The 15867-nt window shown below is 60.6% G+C and carries 18 protein-coding genes; 9 read left to right on the top strand and 9 right to left on the bottom strand.

Translation table 11 applies throughout. The features are described 5' to 3' along the window. Positions 1–128: 128 nt before the first annotated feature. Together IPM54_23370 and IPM54_23365 are read right to left on the bottom strand one after the other, a co-directional pair. Complete coding sequence (locus IPM54_23370; protein MBK9262730.1) at positions 129–2099, bottom strand: NADH-quinone oxidoreductase subunit H; 1971 nt, start codon at positions 2097–2099, stop codon at positions 129–131. Between the two features lie 9 nt (positions 2100–2108). Beyond that, positions 2109–2918 (bottom strand): ABC transporter ATP-binding protein, encoded by an 810-nt coding sequence (locus tag IPM54_23365; protein ID MBK9262729.1) that lies wholly within the window; start codon positions 2916–2918, stop codon positions 2109–2111. Between the two features lie 153 nt (positions 2919–3071). Between IPM54_23365 and IPM54_23360 the strand changes: the two genes are divergently transcribed. From IPM54_23360 to IPM54_23345, 4 genes are all read left to right on the top strand, one after another. Further along, positions 3072–3749: a polyhydroxyalkanoate synthesis regulator DNA-binding domain-containing protein gene (locus IPM54_23360; protein MBK9262728.1), complete on the top strand. Its 678-nt coding sequence runs from the start codon at positions 3072–3074 to the stop codon at positions 3747–3749. A 30-nt stretch (positions 3750–3779) separates the two neighbouring features. After that, a complete protein-coding gene (locus IPM54_23355) occupies positions 3780–4484 on the top strand; it encodes a sigma-70 family RNA polymerase sigma factor (GenBank protein MBK9262727.1) in 705 nt (234 codons plus the stop codon). Then, complete coding sequence (locus IPM54_23350) at positions 4481–5341, top strand: zf-HC2 domain-containing protein (GenBank protein MBK9262726.1); 861 nt, start codon at positions 4481–4483, stop codon at positions 5339–5341. Before IPM54_23355 ends, IPM54_23350 begins: the two co-directional genes overlap by 4 nt. Positions 5342–5496: 155 nt before the next feature. Then, positions 5497–6108 (top strand): hypothetical protein, encoded by a 612-nt coding sequence (locus IPM54_23345; GenBank protein ID MBK9262725.1) that lies wholly within the window; start codon positions 5497–5499, stop codon positions 6106–6108. A 15-nt stretch (positions 6109–6123) separates the two neighbouring features. Here the strand turns inward: IPM54_23345 and ggt are convergent, their stop codons facing one another. Beyond that, on the bottom strand, positions 6124–7890 hold the full coding sequence (gene ggt, locus IPM54_23340) for a gamma-glutamyltransferase (protein ID MBK9262724.1): 1767 nt from the start codon (positions 7888–7890) through the stop codon (positions 6124–6126). 111 nt (positions 7891–8001) lie between these two features. On the opposite strand from ggt, the gene gshB reads away from it, so the two are divergent. After that, positions 8002–8961, top strand: a complete 960-nt coding sequence (gene gshB / locus IPM54_23335; protein MBK9262723.1) for a glutathione synthase — start codon at positions 8002–8004, stop codon at positions 8959–8961. Between the two features lie 19 nt (positions 8962–8980). Here the strand turns inward: gshB and IPM54_23330 are convergent, their stop codons facing one another. Beyond that, the gene (locus tag IPM54_23330) at positions 8981–9406 is read right to left on the bottom strand and encodes an HNH endonuclease (GenBank protein MBK9262722.1); all 426 of its coding nucleotides are present in this window, start codon (positions 9404–9406) and stop codon (positions 8981–8983) included. Next, complete coding sequence (locus IPM54_23325) at positions 9403–9636, bottom strand: hypothetical protein (GenBank protein ID MBK9262721.1); 234 nt, start codon at positions 9634–9636, stop codon at positions 9403–9405. Before IPM54_23325 ends, IPM54_23330 begins: the two co-directional genes overlap by 4 nt. Before the next feature lie 256 nt (positions 9637–9892). On the opposite strand from IPM54_23325, the gene folK reads away from it, so the two are divergent. Next, a complete protein-coding gene (gene folK / locus IPM54_23320; protein MBK9262720.1) occupies positions 9893–10384 on the top strand; it encodes a 2-amino-4-hydroxy-6-hydroxymethyldihydropteridine diphosphokinase in 492 nt (163 codons plus the stop codon). Between the two features lie 24 nt (positions 10385–10408). Here the strand turns inward: folK and IPM54_23315 are convergent, their stop codons facing one another. The 4 genes from IPM54_23315 to IPM54_23300 form a co-directional block, all read right to left on the bottom strand. Continuing rightward, positions 10409–10813 carry a CBS domain-containing protein gene (locus IPM54_23315; protein ID MBK9262719.1) on the bottom strand — a complete coding sequence of 135 codons (405 nt, stop codon included), beginning with the start codon at positions 10811–10813 and terminating at the stop codon, positions 10409–10411. A gap of 91 nt (positions 10814–10904) precedes the next feature. Further along, entirely contained in the window at positions 10905–11999 is a 1095-nt protein-coding gene (locus IPM54_23310; GenBank protein ID MBK9262718.1) for a mannose-1-phosphate guanylyltransferase, read from the bottom strand. 9 nt (positions 12000–12008) lie between these two features. Further along, positions 12009–12854 carry a UDP kinase gene (locus IPM54_23305; GenBank protein ID MBK9262717.1) on the bottom strand — a complete coding sequence of 282 codons (846 nt, stop codon included), beginning with the start codon at positions 12852–12854 and terminating at the stop codon, positions 12009–12011. A 36-nt stretch (positions 12855–12890) separates the two neighbouring features. Then, positions 12891–13529 carry an Hsp20/alpha crystallin family protein gene (locus IPM54_23300; protein MBK9262716.1) on the bottom strand — a complete coding sequence of 213 codons (639 nt, stop codon included), beginning with the start codon at positions 13527–13529 and terminating at the stop codon, positions 12891–12893. 351 nt (positions 13530–13880) lie between these two features. Between IPM54_23300 and IPM54_23295 the strand changes: the two genes are divergently transcribed. The 3 genes from IPM54_23295 to IPM54_23285 are packed head-to-tail and all read left to right on the top strand — an operon-like array spanning position 13881 to position 15865. Beyond that, the gene (locus tag IPM54_23295) at positions 13881–15026 is read left to right on the top strand and encodes a PAS domain S-box protein (GenBank protein MBK9262715.1); all 1146 of its coding nucleotides are present in this window, start codon (positions 13881–13883) and stop codon (positions 15024–15026) included. A 13-nt stretch (positions 15027–15039) separates the two neighbouring features. Continuing rightward, entirely contained in the window at positions 15040–15474 is a 435-nt protein-coding gene (locus tag IPM54_23290; protein ID MBK9262714.1) for a hypothetical protein, read from the top strand. Between the two features lie 22 nt (positions 15475–15496). Beyond that, a complete protein-coding gene (locus tag IPM54_23285; GenBank protein ID MBK9262713.1) occupies positions 15497–15865 on the top strand; it encodes a hypothetical protein in 369 nt (122 codons plus the stop codon). The last annotated feature ends 2 nt before the right edge of the window (positions 15866–15867 follow it).

Raw genomic sequence — 15867 nt, 5'->3', positions numbered from 1 at the left:
GCCGAGAATAGTGCGATCCAAGAGGATGACGCACACAATCGTCAGCGACTCGGCCGAGATTCATTCGAAGGCCGAGAAAGCAGAGATCCGAGTGCGCGTCGAAATCCGGCCCGAACGGCTAGCTCACATCAAATGATCGGATTCAAGTGGAGCACAGTCCGCGGCTCGGAAGCTTCGATCTTCACGCGCCATGCAAGGATCCACGTGCCGAGAGACCACGCGACAAACGTGACCGCACCGATCACGAGCCCCGCGTTCCGCCCCAATCCCAGCAGCGGAAGCACTTCAACGAAACCAACAGCCAAGCCAAGCGAAACGAGCGACACGGGGACGAGCCATCGCAACGACACGCGCGCACGTTCACGACTGCCGAGCCGCGGCAACGCTTGGCGAAGCCACACCACGAAAAACACGAGCGCCCAGCTCTTCAGCAGGAAAAACAGTGCGGACACGAGCTGCACGCCGAGCGTTGCGCGAACAACCTCGAAGTGCACACCCGGCAGTTGCCACCCGCCGAGGAAAAGCGCGCTCACGATGCCGCACGCAATGAACACATGCGCCCACTCGCCGAATGAGTAGAGCAGGCGGCGCGTCGTCGTTTTCGCTTCCGAAGCGCCAGGCCCCGCATCCGCCTCCGCCAGCATCGACGGAGAACCTTGATCCGCCGACACGAGCGCACTCATGCAGGCAAAAAATAGCACCAACGTCGCTGGGTTTCGGAAGACAAACCAATGCCACGGCCAGCCTCCCGTCTCGAGCAGCGAACCACCCTGCCCCGCCTGAGCCGCGACGATGTCGTCCATCTTCAACGACCCGGTCGCGAGCACGGCACAAGCAATGGCCGCAATCGCTGGAATTTGTTGCACCAGCGTTCGCCACGCACCTCGCAAGCCGCGGAGCAACGTCCATCGTTCGTGTGCCAACGATCCGCCCGTCACGAGCGCCAGGCTCACGAGCGCCGTGAGGGCAATGAGGAAGAGCATGCCCACGTCGAGCTCCGCCCCAACGAGCTTACGAGCGAACGGCATCACGACAAACGTCGCCGACACGCCGACAAACGACAGAATCGGCGCAAAATACGACAGGATCGGGTCACCGTTTTTCGGGACAATTTGCTGCGTGATCTCTTCACGCACCGCCTGAACCACGTTCGCCCCGAGCGACCGCGCCCTCGAGCCCGTGCCAACCACGACCGCTCGCAGCGCAAGTCGACGAGCAAACCACGCAAGCAAGCCCGAAAGCGGCGTCGTCAAAAGCACGAGCAGTGCCGCGAACACGCCAAGAACGATGGCTGCACCGAGCAGATCATTCGTTGCGTTGGCGTGAAAGTTTTCGATCGAGATCGGCACGGCGATGACTTCGTCGGCACCGCGTCTCACGGACAAGACGGGTTCACGCTCGCTGCCGCTCGGAATCATGTCCGACACGCTCGACACCGTGACGCCGTCGAAGGTCGTGATGACGTCGCCCGGACCGATCTTCGCCCGCGCAGCCGGACTGTCCGGACGAACTGCAGCGATCACGAGCCCGCTCGTCGTCGACGCTTCTTCGGATACGGCGATCCCCAAAAACTCGAGCGTTCGCTTGCCGTCGGCTTCGCGGCCCATCGCAACGGCGCGGCGAGGAGCTTTGGGGCGAGCATCGAGCGTGACGTTCTTGACCGACCCTGCGACGGGCAAAGCTCCATCGACCCGCGTGTCGAGCGTCACCGTCACATCGCCGCGGAACGTCGTATGCGATGCATCGTCGCCCTGACCGCACACGCGAGCGATGAGCGCTTCGGTGATGTTTGCCGTCACGCGCTCCGTGGACAAACGCGCCTTACCCACGACGATCGTTTGATCTGCAATCGGTGCTTCACCGGGCCGGTGCAGCGTGCCGTGGAGCGTGATCGTCGCTTCGCGAGCATCGCCGGTGGGCAGGTTTGTCCCGATCACCTCGAGCCGATCACCGACCTCGATTTCCTTCGGCGCAACATCGACGACGCGAAGCAGATCAGGCGCTGCATCGCGAGCGTGACAGCCCCCGACGAGCGCGATGAGCAACGCGAGTTTCACGAACGCGCCGCACGAGCGCGAGATTCCGGCGAGTCCGGCCATGACTTCCGCTTATCGATCGCGCCGAGGAAATGGGCCAACTTGCGGGCGAACAGGTAGGAAATACCGGGCATTGTCGAGCTCGTTCACCCCAACGTAGAGCTCCGCCTCGAACACTTCTTTGAGGCGACGGTACGTCATCACTTCTTCGATCGACCCGTGCGCCACGAGTCGTCCGGTCTTCAAGAGAGCGATGCGATCGGCGTATTGCGCGGCCGCGTTCAGGTCGTGCAAAACCATCACGCACGCGAGCTGTCGGTCCTGTACTTCGCGCCGCACCAGCTCGTTCACCGCGATGAAGTGGCGCACGTCGAGGTGCGCGTTTGCCTCGTCGAGCAGCAGAATCGGCGCTTCTTGTGCAAGCGCACGTGCAATCGCCACGCGCTGCTGCTCGCCTCCAGACAACGCCGTGACGCTCCTATTCGCAAGCGAATCGAGCTCACACGCTGCGAGCGCTCGTGCCACCGCTTGTTCGTCTCGCTCCGACGCACGCATCCATGCGCCTTGGTAAGGCGCCCGCCCCATCATGACGACCTCGCGCACGGAAAAACCCGCCGCGGCTTCGGACACTTGCGGAACAACCGCGATTTTTTGGGCTATGTCACGGCGATCTCGCGACAGCGGCTCACCAAGCACGAACACCGCGCCACGATCGGGTGCAAGCGCACCGGAGACCACTTTGACGAGCGTCGACTTACCCGCTCCGTTGGGTCCGAGAACGGCACAAATTTCGCCCTTTCTCACCTCGAGATCGATGTTTTCGAGGGCTTTTTGCCCACTGCCATAACCTGCGGACACCCCACGCAGTTCGAAGGCGTTCATGCATTTCCTATCGCAACTCCAGTTGGAGCATTTGGGGCCTCGAGTCGCCTTGGGCGCCCTGCGCCCCAAACCCCATGCACGATTGGCGACGACTGCACCTTGCGCAAGTCCGCCACTGGTGGTCCAATCCAGCCAAGCTGCGAAAGGGACGTCATGGATACGGCGAAGGAGACCACGGGAACCACTGCAACGCCACGACGCGTCATCAAGCGGTACTCCAACCGTAAATTGTACGACACGAAGGACAGTCGTTACGTAACCCTTCAGCAAATTGGCGAGATGGTTCGGGCCGGCGAAGAGGTCCAAATCATCGACAACGCCACCAAAGAGGACAAAACCGAGGTCACGCTGGCCTTGATCATCTCCGAGGACCTGAAGAGCCAGCCGCGCAGCGTGCCGCTCGGGACCCTGCGTGACTTGATCCAAGAGCGTGGCGAAAGGCTTTTGAACCAGCTTCGCGAGGGCCCGATCGGACGGCTGATTCCGGGAGCGGGTGAAGAAGCGGCAGCGACGGAATCGGTTGAGCAGCAACCAGAGCCGCCCGCGGCAGCAGTGGCAGCTCCCGAAGCGGAAAAACCGACACAAGGTGCAAAAGCGCGCATTACGGAAATCGTCGAAAGCTCCAAGCAAACGCTCGATCACTGGCAACATGCCGTGGACGAGCGCATTCGGCAGATTCTGCCGGCGATGAACCCCTTCCGAGATCTTCAATCCGAGGTGGAGCGATTGTCGCGTCGCGTCGAAGAACTCGAAGCGGCCGTGCAGAAGCTGAGCGGGTCGGAAGCGCCGTCGGCACCTGAGCAGCAATCAAACGACCAGCCTGGGGAATAGTTCGACGACGATCACGGTTGCACGCCGCCGATGGCATTTTTCTTCAGCAAGAAGCCTTCTTCTGTCGCACAGGAGTTGAGCTTGACCTCCGGACGGCGCAAGTCGGCCGACGTAGACGCGTTCGAGGTCGAGATGCTCGGCCATCTCGACACGCTCTACACCGTCAGTTGCCGCATGACTCGAAGCACGACGGAAGCCGAGGACCTCGTCCAAGACACCATCGTCAAAGCCATGCGTGCACGTGACCAGTTCGAGCCTGGGTCGAACTTGAAGGCGTGGCTGCTTCGCATCATGACCAACACGTTCATCAACCGCTATCGCCGCGGGGGACTCGAACGTGACTTGATCGATGGTCCTGATGCGGATTCGCTCACGGAGGGCTGGGTGGGAGCCACGACGCTGCGAGGAATGCGGGATCCGGAAACCGCGGCGCTTGCGCCTCTGGTCGAAGCGGAGGTTGGTCGGGCGCTCGACGAGCTTCCGCCCGAATTCCGCATCGCGGTCGTGCTCTCGGACATCGAAGAGCTATCTTACAAGGAGATTGCCGACGCCATGGGCTGTCCGATTGGAACGGTCATGTCGCGCCTACATCGCGGGCGCAAAATGCTTCAAAGCAAGTTGCGTGATCACGCAATCGCCATTGGCATCATCAACGAATCGTCGGTCAAGAAGAACGATGATTCCCCAGCGGATCTCGACGCTTACCGCAAACGTCGCCGGAGTGCTGCAGTATGAAGGGACTCAAGGTGATGACTGACGAGTGTGCGCTGTTTTCTCAGCAGATCTCGTCCTATGTCGACGGAGAACTGGATCCCGGTCACATCGTCGACGTCGAAGCGCACGCGATTCGGTGTGCAACCTGTACCGAGCGCATCAAGTTTCTCCAGACCATGCGAGCGAGCATCAAGCGCGCGTCCAATGTGCGTGCTCCCGAAGCATTTCGCGCACGTATCGAAGCGACGATGGCTGCGGAAAAAGCGCGCGTGCGGGAAGCCGATCGCGAAGCGTTTGGCGGAACGAAACTCATTGGCTGGAAATATGCCGCCGCGCTCGCGGCCGCAGCCACCGTGGTGCTATCCGTTGCAGCCGTGAAAAACCGCGAGGAAACGACGACGGAATCCGGCCCGAGTCGCGCGACCATGGTCGATTCGTCGATGGGCTTCGACAGTTTGCTCGACGAGCTCGTTGCACTTCATGCCCATCCGCTCCCCCCCGAAACGACAAACCCCGAAGAACTGACTCGATTCGATCCGCTCGTGGGTGTGCCCGTGCGAAGGCCGGCATTTCAACCGCTGGGCGCGAATTTCCACGGCGCACGCGTGCACGCAATGCGTGAACGACGCGCCGCTCTTCTGCAATACACGTTCGAGGGCAATCACCGCATGACGGTGTACGTCTTCGATCCTCGTACCATTGCCCTGAAGGCCACGCGTCTCAAGCAACGCGTCGTTCGAGAAAGGCCCGTTTACGTGGGCAAACTGCGTGGTTATTCCGTCGCAGCAGCGGAAAAAGGTGGCGTTGGTTATGCGCTCGCCACCGACCTCGACGACGATCGCAGCGCGCAACTGGTTCTCACGGCAGCACAGCCCTGACAAACCCCGGGCACTCGCCGATCGATTCGTCTAGACAAACCGAGCACCACGCCCTCGCTGGTAAACGCATTGATTCTGCGCACTTCGCTCGGGTGCAATCATTACGCTCGTAAACGATCCTCACGAGCGGCTACAATCTCCGGCGAGGACTCACCATGAGCGTAGAATCGCTGCTCCCCAACGAACGACTCGTGCCCTATTCCCGCGTCCGCAACGAGATCGCAGACGGCGATGTCATCCTTTTTCGCGGCAATGCCGAGCTCAGCAAGGTCATCAGTGACATTTCGCAAAGCGCCTACTCGCACACGGGGCTCGCGCTCACGTGGTACGGCAGACGCATGCTCCTCTCGGCAGAAATGCCCAAAATTCAAGTGCTACCGCTGAGCATCGTGGTGGCGAAATACAACGGTCGCATCGATTGGTACAAGCTCGTCCCAGAAGCTCGTGCACGCCTCGACATTCAGAAACTCGCCCTCGAAGCGCTCGTGAACCTCGGCGTTGAATACGGTACGGACAAACTCTTCGAGCTCGCGTCGCACTTCATCCTGGGAACCGAGGCCGACGACGACAATGCCAATCCACGCACGATGGTGTGCTCGCAATACGTCTCGCGCTGTTTTCGACTGGCGGGAATGGATCTGTCCCCCAAGTCCGATCTCGCAACCGTGCCTGGCGAAATCGCGGTCTCGCCATTGCTTCGCTATCAGGCAACGCTGCAAAAAGACATCGGTACCGTCGAGGAAGTTCGCAATCTGCGGGCCATTTGACACTTCTGCGCGGCGCTACTCCACCGATCCCACGCCACCTTTGCGCGGATCCGCTCCAGCTTCGATGATGCGCGCACCGTCCGCCCCTTCGGCAATCGATATCGCTTGTATCCCGCTGTAATTCGGTTTGCTCGTATCAACGACTTCGCCGCGTTTTTCCAAATCCTGAATGGCCTCCACGCCGAGCGCCACGTCCGCGAGCAGCCCGCCCGTGGGTGGCGTTTCGATGCGAGGACCCGCCACGGCCTGCTGTACGGGCATGCCAAACGCCAAGTGCGCGAGCAATACTTGCGTCGTCCCCGTCGCAATGCGCGTTCCGCCCGACCCGCCGAGCGCCATGACGGGTTTTCCGTCCTTGAGCACGATCGTCGGCGTCATGCTCGATACCGGCCTCGCACCTCCACGCGGACGATTCGGCGCATCCTTCAATCCGTACAACTTGGCGACGCGCTCGTCCGTGAAATCAGCGAGCTCGTCGTTCAGAATGAATCCACCCTCGGTCACGAGTCGCGCACCGAATAAATTGTTGACGGTGCTCGTGATACTCGCGACGTTCCCTTCCGCATCCACCACCACGATATGGGTCGTCCCGGATTCATCGACGGGAATTTTTGGGGCCGGCGTCGTCGATGTCATCGAAATCTTCGCGCGGCGTGCCTTCATCCGATCGCGATTGGTCAATTTTTCCACGTCCACCTTGACGAATGCCGGATCGCCCAGTTTGCGGACGCGATCTGCAATCGCACCTCGAAACGTTTCCGCCAAAAGGTGCGCGTAGGCGCCCGTGCCAAACCCGTGCGACACCAAGTCCGCTTTCGAATGCATGTGGAGCGTTTCGAGCATCATCACGCCGCCCGCCGATGGAGGCGGCATCGTCGCAATGTCGTAACCTTCCCATTGCGTACGCAATGGCTTTCGCTCTTGCACCTGGTACGATTTCAGATCGGACGCGGCGAGCCGACTTCCTCCTGCACGTGCCGTCGCAAGAATGTCCGCGGCAATGGTGCCTTCGTAAAACGCGTTTTTGCCTTCTGCCGCTATTTTCCGGAGAGTCGCCGCAAGCGCGGGGTTTTGCACGACTTCTCCCGCGGGTACGATGGCCCCTGCCTTCGCAAAAAGCCCATATCGCGGCTGCTTCGTCACCCATTTCTCGCTCCACTTGAGCGCTCGGCTCAGGTGCGCGCTCACGGGAAAACCCTTTTCGGCAGCATCCGCGGGCCCTCGGAATATCTCCGCGAGCGCCAATTTCCCCCAGCGCGCATGCATTTCATAGATTCCCGCAATTTCGCCCGGCGTTCCCATCATCACGCCGCGTTTGTCCTCGGGAACGGGTCGCTTCATGAGCTCCTCGGGCACGAGGCCCATGGGCGCGGTTTCACGAAAATCCAGCACCGTGACTTCTTTTTTCTTTGCATCCCATACGACTGCAAAACCTCCACCCCCAATGCCGCTCGATACGGGATGCACGACACCAATGGCCAATGCTCCAGCGATTGCGGCATCCACGGCGCTGCCCCCGCGCGCCAGCACGTCCATTGCAATCGCCGATGCCGTCGCGTTTTCGGTCGCGACGCCATACTTGTGCACGGTTTTTCCGGGCGCTGCCGGAATCAGGTCTTTCGGAGGCGGCGTGGGCGACGGTGCTGGCGGCGGAGTTTTCGCGGTTGCGGTCGGGCCGGTGGAACCCGTGGTCGATGCGGTGCATCCCGCGCCTGGCAGAGCGAGAAGCAGCATGAGGGATGCGGCGAGCGAAACAGCGGAAGCAGCGCGAAAAAATCGCATGAGCGAAACTCCTTGGCGCACCAACGGACGGGCGTGTCCGCTAGGATGCATCGCAACCAGGTTGCGAATCAACAACGGTTCGCTACTTGTGCATCGATGGAGAACCAAACCATGCGCTTCGTGTTCGTCATGGATCCCCTCACACGGGTCACGCACGACAAAGACACCTCGTTTGCCTTCATCCGAGCCGCTCAGGCGCGTGGTCATCAGAGCTTGCATTGTTTGCCGCAGGATCTGCACGTGGACGAAGGTCGCGCCTTCGCGACGGTGCATCGCATGGAGATCCTCGACGAGCCGCCGTACATCGTGCTGCGCAAAGACGAAGGCTCGAAGCGGGTTGCGCTTCACGACATCGACGCGGTGTTCATCCGGAAAGACCCGCCGTTTGATCAAGCCTACCTCTACGCGACGTTGATGCTCGAAAACGCGCGTGGCGGGCCGCTCATCATCAACGATCCGCGCGGTCTACGCGACGCGAACGAAAAGCTTTACGCGCTGCACTTTCCCGCGTGGACGCCGAAAACGCTCGTCACGGCCGATCGCGACATGATCCATCAGTTTGTCCTGGATGTCGGGGGCAAAGCCGTGATCAAGCCGCTCGATGGAGCTGGTGGATGGGGCGTGATGATGCTGCGTGCGGATGACAAGAACGCGCGGGCAATCGTCGACATGCTCACGGGAGAAGGGCAACGATTGGCGATGGTGCAGGCGTTTTTGCCGGCGGTGTCTCAAGGCGACAAGCGCATCATCTTGCTGGATGGCGAGCCGCTCGGCGCCATCTTGCGCGTGCCGCGTCAAGATGAAATCCGTTCGAACATTCACGTGGGTGGCAGCGTCGTTCCGACGGAGCTTACGCCGCGCGAGCTGGAGTTGGTCCGGGCCGTCGCGCCGCGATTGCGAGCGGACGGGCTGATCTTCGTGGGGCTCGACGTGATTGGCGAACATCTGACGGAAGTGAACGTCACGAGCCCGACGGGGATTCAGGAATTGAGCCGATTCACGGGAATCGACCAATCGGCAAAAGTCATCGAATGGGTCGAGAAAAAGCGTGCGGACCGATCCGCAATCTGAATATCAGGCACGAGTTTGTCTATTCTGGGAAAGAATATCGTCCGCGTAGCGACTCTTCGTAGCGAATGCTGATCGCTTCCGGGCGGTTCATCTTGAGCAAGTCCGCGGTTGCGCGACCAGTTGGTGTCTTGCCCAAGATCAACGGGCCCACTGCAAGCTCAAAATGGTTTGCCCATACCTCGCGCCGAGGATTGAACAATGGCGCGGCTTTTCCAGTAACCGGATCAGAAGCGTCTATCCTCGCGCCCTTGCGGAGCGAACATGACACGCACGCGAGTGCGAGATTTTCCAGCGTGTCGTCTCCGCCGTGTTTCCGGGGAAACACGTGATCGATATGAAAAACCGCTTCCTGGCCAATCTGTGCAAGCTTGCAGTACTCGCACCGATTGCCCGCTCGTTCACGTACGCGGCGCTCTACCGCAGCCGGAACGCGGGCTCGTGTCATTGGTCCTGAGCACTTCGCGACACGCGCAAACGAAGCAGAGTCAAGAGGTCGGCCAGCTCAACAATTCCTTCGGCTTCGGCTCGTTCGTCATCCGTAAGTTCTTCACCGTCATCTTGTTTGTCGAGGAGCGCATGGAGTCGCCGATGCAGACCCTCTGGCAGATGAAGCCGGGCAAGCTCCGAAGAGGCATCGAGCTCGACATTGACCTGCACTCTAGCCGCCGCTGACATGATCATTGCTCCTTGCTCGCTGACGCTAGCCTCTGATCAAGCCGATCATGCACGGAGCTCCAATCTTCTAGCGGCGCCGTTCCTTCGATGACTTCACGAGCACGACGCTCGATCTCTACCCGCCGTGCATCAGCAACCTCGCGCTCGTCTTCATCAAGTCCATCAAGCTGCTCCAGGACTGTGTCACCCGTCATCTCATGGCAAGCATAGCACGGTCCCATTGACTCCCCCCGCGCCCCCGCACGAAAGTACGCGCGTGAAACATCTGCACCGCATCGTCCTCGGCCTCGGAGCAAACCTCGGCGACCGCGGCCGTACGATCGAGCAGGCCATCCATGCCCTCAGCACTTGGCCCGACGTCACCCTCGTCGCTCGCTCGCACCTTTACGTCACACCCCCCGCCGGCGGCCCGCCGCAGCCCGACTACTGGAACGGTGCAGTGCTCATTTCCACCTCGAGCGACGTCCGCACCATTCTCGATCGCGCCCTCGAGCTCGAACGTTTGCTTGGACGAACCCGCCCCGATCCCATTCGCTGGGGACCGCGCACCATCGACATCGATATCTTGTGGATCGAGGGCCAGGTCATCGACGAGCCGGGTTTGACCGTGCCGCACCCGCGCCTGGGTGAACGCGTATTCGCATTGCGCCCGCTGCTCGATGTCGCAAACGATGCCACACATCCGCAATCGGGCGTTCGATATGCAGACTTGCCCGCTGCCAAGCTACCGATTGTCCGCGTCGATTAGATTGCGCGAACAAGCCGCGACAAACTACCCGACTTCCGGCGGCGGAGGCAGGACTTTGTCCAGGAAAAACTTCAGCACATCGAGCGGCGTGATGATGCCGACAAGTTTGTCGCTACGAACGACAGGCAAGTGATGAATCTCTTTTTCGCGAAAGATCGACATCACCTCGTCCGTCGTCGCAAACTCGTCCACCGCGATGGCTGGAGTCGTCATGATGTTGCCCGCAGTCACGCCCGTGTCGGTGCTGCGCAAGAGCGCGCCCATGAGATCCGTTTCGGAAACGAACCCCACGAGGCGCTCCTCCTCGTCGACGACAGCCAGCCCGCCGATGCGCGCATTCACCAGCATCCTTGCGATGGCGTCGAGCGACGTGTCTTCGGTGACGACCGTCGCATGGTGCGTCATGATGTTTCGCGCGTGTCCCTTCATGGCTCGGTCTACGATGCCCCCAAGGGCCCAGCGCGTCCAGTGCTCTCGCGCAGGTTTGACGATGTCGTTTCGGACGAACCTTGGCGAACGTTCACACGAGTTGCTGCTGTCCGCGCGCCTTCAGCGCCGCCACGACGTCCTTGACGTCCTGAGCACGCGAGCGCGGCACGACCAAAAGCGCGTCGTTCGTCTCCACGACGACGAGATCCTCGACGCCCACGAGCGCAACGACGCGCCCCGCAGGCGTCTTTTCGGTGCGCAAGTCCATCACCAGGTTCCGCGCTGCATCGACCAGAACCGCATGAGCCGGCGCGACGTTGCCACGTTCGTCCTTATCGGCCAGCTCCCACGCGGATTGAAAACTGCCCACGTCGCTCCAACCAAAATCGCCGGGCACGACGGCGAATTCGGCAAGATGATCCATGACGCCATGGTCGATGCTGATCGACGGCAATGACGGAAATAGCCGCTCGACCGCCGCGTCTTCTTCGCCTTTTCGAGCGGCCGCGTCGATGGCATCGAGCCCATCGGCGAGCGCGGGAAGATGCTGACGAATGGCGGCCAGCATGTCTTTTACGCGAAAGAAAAACATCCCCGCGTTCCACAAATGCCTGCTGCCCGCGACGAATTCTTCTGCTCGAGCGCGATTCGGTTTTTCCACGAAGCGTTTGGCGCGACAGACGTCTTGTCCTGCAATCTCACCATCGACTTCGATGTACCCGTACCCCGTTTCGGGATGCGTGGGTTTGATCCCAATCGTCGTAATCGTTCCGGATGCGGCCTTTGCCACGGCGCGTTCGATGGCTTGCACGAACGCGGGCACATCGCGCACATGATGGTCGCTCGGCAATACCATCAGCACCGCGTCTGGGTCTGTCCTGGCAATTCGCGCAGCCGCCCAGCCGATACACGGAGCGGTATTGCGAGGCGCAGGCTCGACGAGCGTATTGCTCAGCCGCAATTCGGGCAAGACAGCCGCCGTTTGCTCGACGAGGTGTTTTCCCGTAGCAACGTGAATTCGATCCCAGCCGACGAGCGGCAGCACTCGTTCTGCCGTCTGCTGAATCAATGGATCATGCCCCACGAGCGGCAAGAGTTGTTTTGGGCGGAGTGAACGCGATGCGGGCCAAAATCGAGTACCCGCGCCGCCAGCGAGAATCAATGCGTGAACCGATGGTCGTTTCATGGTCTTTCGTCAGCCTGGTCGAGTGAACAGAGCGAGGGCCAGATCCTCGGAAAAGGCTCGCGAATATGCAAGTGTCGCAAGTCCTAGCGGGACGATCCAAAATGCAGCGAGCGAAAGTGCTCGCTTTTCCAAAAGCAGACGTGTTGCACCTATCGCTACGGTCGTACCGAGAAATGCCGTAACGAAACCAACAATCAATACGACGGCTGGAATATCCGGCAAAGCCATACCTTCATGGAATGTCAAAAAACAATTGACCAAGAGCGTCCCGGCCGATAGCGAGAGCGCGAGGTCCAGCGCCAGGTCGTTTTTCGTGCCCATCCAAGCTGCCAACACCAACGCCGCGCCGATATCTGATCCGCCGGGAAGCGCCCCCATACCATGCCCGAGGCCCAGCACCAAAGCGAGCGGCACCGTTATTTCGGTATTTCGCTCGGGGCCGACCAGGCGTGTCGTGGCCAAAAGCAGCCCCGTCAGAAGCAATCCAAAACCGATTGCGACAGGTGTCGTTTTCCACGGTAATGCGAAATGATGGAAGAGCGCTCGCACGATCGAGCTCGCCACGAATGCCGTGAGGAGAACCGCCGCATCGTGCGCTCCTTCGGACGAACGAAACAGCGCGGGCCGAGCGATGGCGCGAAGACCCGCGCCTGCTGCATGAGCGAGCCTTTTCCTCGCGGCAAAGAGGAGCGCCGCGGCCGTCGCCAGGTGGAGAAGCGTTTCTAGACGTGCGCCATTTGCACCGGGTTCGAGCCAGATCCAGGCCACCACGTCGTGGCCCGAGCGCGACACGGGAAGTGCCTCGGACAAACCCTGGATTCCAGCGAGCAGCACGACGAAGTGCAGCGGCAGCACGCTCCTTTCATAGCAGCGTGGCGCTACGCTTGTCCATCACGCGGCTTTCTCTCGCGCGCCCCCTTGCACCGATTCTTGCCCCGTCGATGCAGCCGAACCGGTTTGCGTCGCGCCCGCGCCCGTCGAGGACGCTTGCGCCTGCCCTTGCCCCACTTGGCGGCGGCCAGATTGGACGCCTTGCTCTGCGCGCCCTCCACCCTTGATGGGAATCTTTTTCGCCTCTTCGCCTTTGGTCTTGGGAATGCGAATCTCGAGCACCCCACTATTGAGCTGCGCGTCGATCTGATCCGGCGACGTGCCTTCGGGCAGCATGAACGAGCGCGTGAAGCTCCCATACGAGCGCTCGTAGGTCCAATAACGCTCGCCCTCGTCGCGCTGCTCCTCTTCACGCTTGCCGCTGATCGTCAGCCGATTGCCCGTCACGTCGACGTTCAAATCTTCTTCGCGCAAACCCGGCAAATCTGCACAAATCACATAGCTGTCTTTTGTCTCGCGCACTTCCATGTCGGGCACGAAGCGGCGGCTCATGGCGGGAAACCCGGTCTGTAGTTCCGAAAATGGATCCATGATCATTTCCCGCATGCGACGAAATGGATCCAGCGTGCCGAACGTGCGAAACGGATCCCACGCGGCCAGCCATTGAAATGGATCTTGGCCTTGGGTTTGTCGCGCCATTTCGCGGCTCTCACCTTGCTGTCCTTCACGTCTACGCAGAATTCCAGCCATCTTTTTGCCTCCTTGCGGCGCCGAAGCCCCTGCACGAACCATGCGCACCTCACCTGCGCGCAAGTGGCCCATCGCGAGCCGCGTCGGTCGTTTGCTTGCATGCATGCGACAGCTCGCTTGCGTCCGCGCGTACGCACGCCAGCACGCTGACGCATGCAACGAGGCGCGCAGGACAAACCCGCTACAGCAACATTGCTTCAGCACGCCCATGACAGGTATCGTGTGCGCGGCTGAAGCTGCTCCTTGGCTTTGGTATCTGAAAGCATGCAGCGTGCTGCAAACCGCGGAGATCGATCGTAGATGGCCATCGGAGGATACGACGACGGACCCACCTCACGCTCTGGCTCGGGGCCCCACAGCGCTTCGCCGCGCAGCGATGCATTTCGCAGCCCAGGCGACCTCGTGCGCAAGCTCCAAGCTGGAGACTACGAAGGCGCCGCGCGTGCTCTCGAAGTCAGCAGCTCCTCGTCGAACGAGCTCATGCGGGCACTCGCCGAGCTTGCTGCCGACCTTGCACACGAGCGCAAAGTCCGCGAAGGACGGCTTTCGTCACTCATGGACGTCGTCACGCAAATCGCCGTTCGCAACTACTCGGTGCGTGCCGAGATCAGCGAGGCGAAGGATGCCATCGATGGGGTCGCCGTCGGCCTCAACATGCTGCGCGAGGAGCTTCAGAGCACGACGGTATCGCGCGCGTACCTCGACAACATTTTCGCGTCGCTTCCGGATGCGCTGTTCGTCACGACGCACGACGGCTCGATCCGCTCGGTGAACAACGCTGCGACCGACCTCCTCGGGCATGCTCGTCGCGACCTCGTGGGCAAACCCTTGTCCGAGTTTGTCCCTTTGGAACTCGGAGAAAACATTCATCAGCTCCGCGGCGAAGAGCTCGTTCTGGTCGACAAACATGGCATGAGCATCGTCGTGTCGTGCTCGGTCTCGGCGCTCTACAACGATTCACGTTTCGATGGTTTCGTGTGCGTGCTCCACGACATCACCGAGCGCAAGCGTGCCGACGAAGAACGGCAGCGGCTGCATGACGAGCTTCGCGAGCAGGCCGAAGTCATCCGCAAGATGAGCACGCCGCTCATCCCGATCAGCGACGAGATCATGGTCATGCCGCTGGTCGGTGCCGTCGATCCCGAACGTGCCGATCAGATCCTGACGTCGATCCTTTCAGGCATTGCCGCAAATCATCCGCGCGTGGCGATCATCGACATCACGGCGCTCGCGGGCGTGGATGCGGACGTCGCCAACACGATCATGCGCGCTGCATCGGCGGCGCGTCTATTGGGCGTCGAGGTATTTCTGACGGGAATGCGGGCCGAAGTCGCTCGAACCTTGATCGAAACGGGTTTGGACTTATCGGGCATCGTCACGTGCAGCACGCTGAAGACCGGTATTGCGCTTTCACAAAAACGACTTCACGATCGACGCAAGCGCTGAGGAGCGAGACGAGATGTTCGACGAATCGATCCAACACGAAACCCGTGCCGCGACATTTCGCTGGGACAAACGGGGGTTCATTCGCAAAGTATTCAAAGACGGCATCGAGCACACGATCAAGGACGCCCTCGAAGACATGGGCGTGCTCCAAAAAATGCATGTCGGTTTCCGAGTTCCTCTGCTCGTAGACGCACGAGGCATCCGTTCGGCGGATCAGGAATCGCGTAACTTTTGGACCAGCGCCGAATACGCTCAATACGTCAAGGCCGTCGCGGTCTTGTCCGGCAATTCGCCCATCGTCAACATGATTGGCAACATCGTCATCGCCGTGCGCAAACCGCTCGTTCCCATCAAGCTCGTCGTCACCGAAGAAGGCGCCATGCCCTGGATTGAATGGTTCCTCGACGACGAACACGAATCGCCTCCGACGTCCGTGCAAATCTTCTGATTACCGCTCGAAATCAACGACGATGCCTTGGTTCTGGGCGTTTTTGTTCACCCAAATCATCGAAATGCCCATTTACATGCGCGGCCTGCGAGCGCGCGTGCACGAAGCTTTTGGGGCAACGGCGCTGACGCATCCCATCGTCTGGTTCGTCATTCCGGAACTCTTCGATTGGTTTTACCAATCCGCATACGCACCACATGCATCGTTACGGATGAGCAGCGACGCGAAGTATTGGGTCATGGTGGCTTTTGCCGAAACGTTCGCCGTCGTTGCCGAAGCGCTTTATTTTCGATTTCTGGGCCTCGAAAAACCATGGCGATGGGCATTCATCGCGAACATGTCGAGCTTTGGGCTCGGAATGCTTTCGCGCACGATTTTTGGGGTTCCGTGACC

The organism is Polyangiaceae bacterium (assembly GCA_016715885.1).
GTDB lineage: Bacteria > Myxococcota_A > Polyangia > Polyangiales > Polyangiaceae > Polyangium.
This window is presented reverse-complemented; position numbering and strand designations above follow the sequence as displayed.

Excerpts from the sequence above, each read along its gene's own strand:
- IPM54_23370 (MBK9262730.1), bottom strand. The coding sequence starts at position 2,099 with ATGGCCGGACTCGCCGGAATCTCGCGCTCGTGCGGCGCGTTCGTGAAA.
- IPM54_23365 (MBK9262729.1), bottom strand. The coding sequence starts at position 2,918 with ATGAACGCCTTCGAACTGCGTGGGGTGTCCGCAGGTTATGGCAGTGGG.
- IPM54_23360 (MBK9262728.1), top strand. The coding sequence starts at position 3,072 with ATGGATACGGCGAAGGAGACCACGGGAACCACTGCAACGCCACGACGC.
- IPM54_23355 (MBK9262727.1), top strand. The coding sequence starts at position 3,780 with ATGGCATTTTTCTTCAGCAAGAAGCCTTCTTCTGTCGCACAGGAGTTG.
- IPM54_23350 (MBK9262726.1), top strand. The coding sequence starts at position 4,481 with ATGAAGGGACTCAAGGTGATGACTGACGAGTGTGCGCTGTTTTCTCAG.
- IPM54_23345 (MBK9262725.1), top strand. The coding sequence starts at position 5,497 with ATGAGCGTAGAATCGCTGCTCCCCAACGAACGACTCGTGCCCTATTCC.
- ggt (MBK9262724.1), bottom strand. The coding sequence starts at position 7,890 with ATGCGATTTTTTCGCGCTGCTTCCGCTGTTTCGCTCGCCGCATCCCTC.
- gshB (MBK9262723.1), top strand. The coding sequence starts at position 8,002 with ATGCGCTTCGTGTTCGTCATGGATCCCCTCACACGGGTCACGCACGAC.
- IPM54_23330 (MBK9262722.1), bottom strand. The coding sequence starts at position 9,406 with ATGACACGAGCCCGCGTTCCGGCTGCGGTAGAGCGCCGCGTACGTGAA.
- IPM54_23325 (MBK9262721.1), bottom strand. The coding sequence starts at position 9,636 with ATGTCAGCGGCGGCTAGAGTGCAGGTCAATGTCGAGCTCGATGCCTCT.
- IPM54_23315 (MBK9262719.1), bottom strand. The coding sequence starts at position 10,813 with ATGAAGGGACACGCGCGAAACATCATGACGCACCATGCGACGGTCGTC.
- IPM54_23310 (MBK9262718.1), bottom strand. The coding sequence starts at position 11,999 with ATGAAACGACCATCGGTTCACGCATTGATTCTCGCTGGCGGCGCGGGT.
- IPM54_23300 (MBK9262716.1), bottom strand. The coding sequence starts at position 13,529 with ATGGCGCGACAAACCCAAGGCCAAGATCCATTTCAATGGCTGGCCGCG.
- IPM54_23295 (MBK9262715.1), top strand. The coding sequence starts at position 13,881 with ATGGCCATCGGAGGATACGACGACGGACCCACCTCACGCTCTGGCTCG.
- IPM54_23290 (MBK9262714.1), top strand. The coding sequence starts at position 15,040 with ATGTTCGACGAATCGATCCAACACGAAACCCGTGCCGCGACATTTCGC.
- IPM54_23285 (MBK9262713.1), top strand. The coding sequence starts at position 15,497 with ATGCCTTGGTTCTGGGCGTTTTTGTTCACCCAAATCATCGAAATGCCC.